Here is a 2,879-nt window from a genome sequence, read left to right as displayed (position 1 = left end):
AGTGCGTCATGTTGTCGCGCAGGTAGTCGAAGCCGAACTCGTTGTTGGTGCCGTACGTGATGTCGGCTGCGTAGGCGACGCGGCGCTCGGCCGGCGTCATGCCCGAGAGAATCACACTGGTCTCGAGGCCGAGGGCGCGGTGAACGCGGCCCATCCACTCGGAGTCGCGCTTGGCAAGGTAGTCGTTGGTGGTGACCACGTGGACGCCGTCACCCGCGATCGCGTTGAGATAAGCCGGAAGAACCGACGTCAGAGTCTTGCCCTCACCGGTCTTCATCTCGGCGACGTTGCCGAAGTGCAGGGCCGCGCCGCCCATGATCTGCACGTGGAAGTGCTTCTGATTGATCACGCGCCACGACGTCTCACGGGCCACGGAGAAAGCCTCGGGCAGCAACTCGTCGAGAGTTTCCCCGGCGGCATAGCGCTCACGGAACTCGGTGGTCTTGGCTTTGAGTTGCTCGTCTGTCAGGCCTTCGACATCGGGCGACAGAGATTCCACATGCTCGGCGATGTGCTTGAGCCGCTTGACCATGCGACCTTCACCAACACGGAGCAGCTTCGATAGCGACAGCGACGGCACAGTCTTCTTCGTCCTCAATCTTCGGCGACAGGGGGTCACACACTGAAAATCCGGCCGGGGTCCGAAAACTCCGGCCGGATTCCATGGTAGGCGCTACCGGCGGCGAGCGAGCAAACCCACCACCGATTGGGTCATGTCAGGCGGATCAATCCGTAGTCGAAAGCGTGACGACGGTAGACGACGGACGGCTTGTCCGACTCCTTGTCATGGAAGAGAAAGAAGTCGTGTCCGACCAGTTCCATCTCGTAGAGAGCGTCGTCGATGGTCATCGGCTCGGCCGGGTGATCCTTCGTGCGGACCACGCGTCCCGGGCCGTCGTACTCGTCCGGCTCTTGACCGTTCAGCGAAATGTCCGGTGTGACTCCGAGTGAGTCTGCGTCGACGAGGGAGGCGGTTGCCTCCGCGACGGACACGGGTCGCTTGTCGCCGTAATGGACCTTCTTGCGGTCCTTGGTTCGACGGAGGCGACTCTCCAGCTTGTCGATCACCGATTCGAAGGCGGCGTAGAAGCTGTCTGCGGACGCTTCGGCTCGGGCCACCGGGCCTTTACCTCGAGCGGTGATCTCGACGCGCTGGCAACTCTTGGCCTGTCGTCGGTTGCGTTCATGTTGCAGTTCCACGTCGAAGTGGAATATGGAGGGGTCGAAGTGTTCGAGTCGCGCCAGCTTTTCCGAAACGTAGATTCGGAAGTGATCGGGGATCTCGACATTTCGTCCCTTGACTACGACGTCGGATCTCGGAGCTGCGGCATTCTCGGAACGCTCGATGGTGGCGTCCTCGATGAAAAACGAGGCTTGCGAAGGGGTCGTCACTCGTACCTCCCAATTACGGCCCCGCCCCACGGTGGGCGGCGGCAAATTCTGCAAGTACCGAGAGGGGATCCGCCCGGCACCAGTATCGAAGTACCACCTCCTACCAGTATTTTCGGGTGTGCCGCCGACGCTAGTACGTAACGCGCGCGAGTGCCACTGTTCCAACGAAATTCATCTAAGCCCCTGCAAGGACAAGCACGAGAGTTGTCCGAATCCCACTGAGCGAGAGGGCCCGAACCGACTCTGCCGCAGTCGCTCCCGTGGTGAGGACGTCGTCGAGCAGGACGATGTCACTGTCCCCGGCAATCGAAGAGATCGCAGTGGTGTCGAGAGACACATGACCGTTCACGTTGGTCACCCGGTCGGCCGCGGACAGTCCCACCGAGTCACGTACACCTCGCGTCATCCGGAGAATCGGACAGACACGTACCGGACGACCCGCGACAGAACCAATTTCCCGCTTTCCGCGCATACTTTCGGCTATCCGGCGAACCGGATCACCCCCGCGAGATCGCGCCGCTCGGGCGCGCGTGGGAGCCGGCACCAGCACGATCGGCGGACGACCCCCGCTGCCGAGCTCGCCCCACCGTTCCAGAGTGGCCAACGCGTCGGCCACAGCGATCCCCAGAGGCATCGCGAGGTCCCGACGACCCCGTTCCTTCATCTCGATCACACTGCGCCGCCTGGGGCCGTCGTAGCGGCCGAGCGCCCAGACGGGCACGCCCGGATCCACGCGCGGACTCAGTTGAAGCGGATGATCGCGCAGCAGTTCCGCGCACTCACCGCACCACAGAGTCCCCGAGCGGCCACACCCACCACACTCGCGTGGCAACAGCAGGTCGAGCAGACCGGCACCGAATTTCTTGTCCCCCATGGCCGAATCATGAACCTGAGCACCGACATGCATCAGAGCGCAGACATTCACCAGAGCGCAGAGGCGTCAGCCAGGCAGAACCGGAATCGCCTTCTGTCCGGTCAGCACGGTCACCTCACGCCAGCGGCGATCCCCGGCGGGGTCGTTGTTGTTCAGTTGGAACACCGCACGCGCGTCGGCGACGTACTCGGTGGTCGGCGATGCATCCACGGAGGTGACGGGAGCGGTCAGGTTTCCACTCGGCAGCGCGTCCATTCGTGAGCCGTCGATCGCGACCTGGACGACCGGTATGTCGGCTCCACTGCGCGCGATCACGATGGTGTCGCTGTTGCTCCAGTCGAGTGAGAGCGCGGTACTGCCCAAGCCGGACGCCACTGCGCGTGGACTCGTCAGGGCGTAGACCCCGCTGGCGGTGCGCACGACCACAGCCAGGTAGACCTTGCCGTCGATGATCATCGCCGCTCGCACGCCGTCCCGCGACAGACGCAGTTCCGAGATCGTGGAACCGACCGACGTCAGGGCCCCGACGTCGACGTTGGTGACCGACACCCGGCCGGTGCCTGGTTCACGGACGACCCGAACGACGGTATTGCCGTTCACAGCCGTCCAGACC

The 2,879-nt window shown here is 63.5% G+C and carries 3 protein-coding genes and 1 pseudogene; all 4 read right to left on the bottom strand.

What is annotated here, in order from left to right; translation table 11 throughout:
* Nucleotides 1-580, bottom strand: a pseudogene (locus QM609_RS29085) (preprotein translocase subunit SecA); the annotation flags it as partial.
* A gap of 131 nt (nucleotides 581-711) precedes the next feature.
* A complete protein-coding gene (gene hpf / locus QM609_RS29080; RefSeq protein ID WP_003940893.1) occupies nucleotides 712-1,392 on the bottom strand; it encodes a ribosome hibernation-promoting factor, HPF/YfiA family in 681 nt (226 codons plus the stop codon).
* Between the two features lie 175 nt (nucleotides 1,393-1,567).
* Nucleotides 1,568-2,299, bottom strand: coding sequence for a ComF family protein (locus QM609_RS29075; protein ID WP_003940811.1), 732 nt, complete (start codon nucleotides 2,297-2,299; stop codon nucleotides 1,568-1,570).
* Nucleotides 2,300-2,332: 33 nt separating this feature from the next.
* The coding region (locus tag QM609_RS29070; RefSeq protein ID WP_283337655.1) for an LpqB family beta-propeller domain-containing protein at nucleotides 2,333-2,879 on the bottom strand (547 nt) is incomplete at its 5' end.

The sequence above is a fragment of the Rhodococcus sp. IEGM 1302 genome, assembly GCF_030056935.1.
Lineage (GTDB): Bacteria > Actinomycetota > Actinomycetes > Mycobacteriales > Mycobacteriaceae > Rhodococcus_F > Rhodococcus_F qingshengii.
This window is presented reverse-complemented; position numbering and strand designations above follow the sequence as displayed.

Excerpts from the sequence above, each read along its gene's own strand:
- QM609_RS29075 (WP_003940811.1), bottom strand. The coding sequence starts at position 2,299 with ATGCATGTCGGTGCTCAGGTTCATGATTCGGCCATGGGGGACAAGAAA.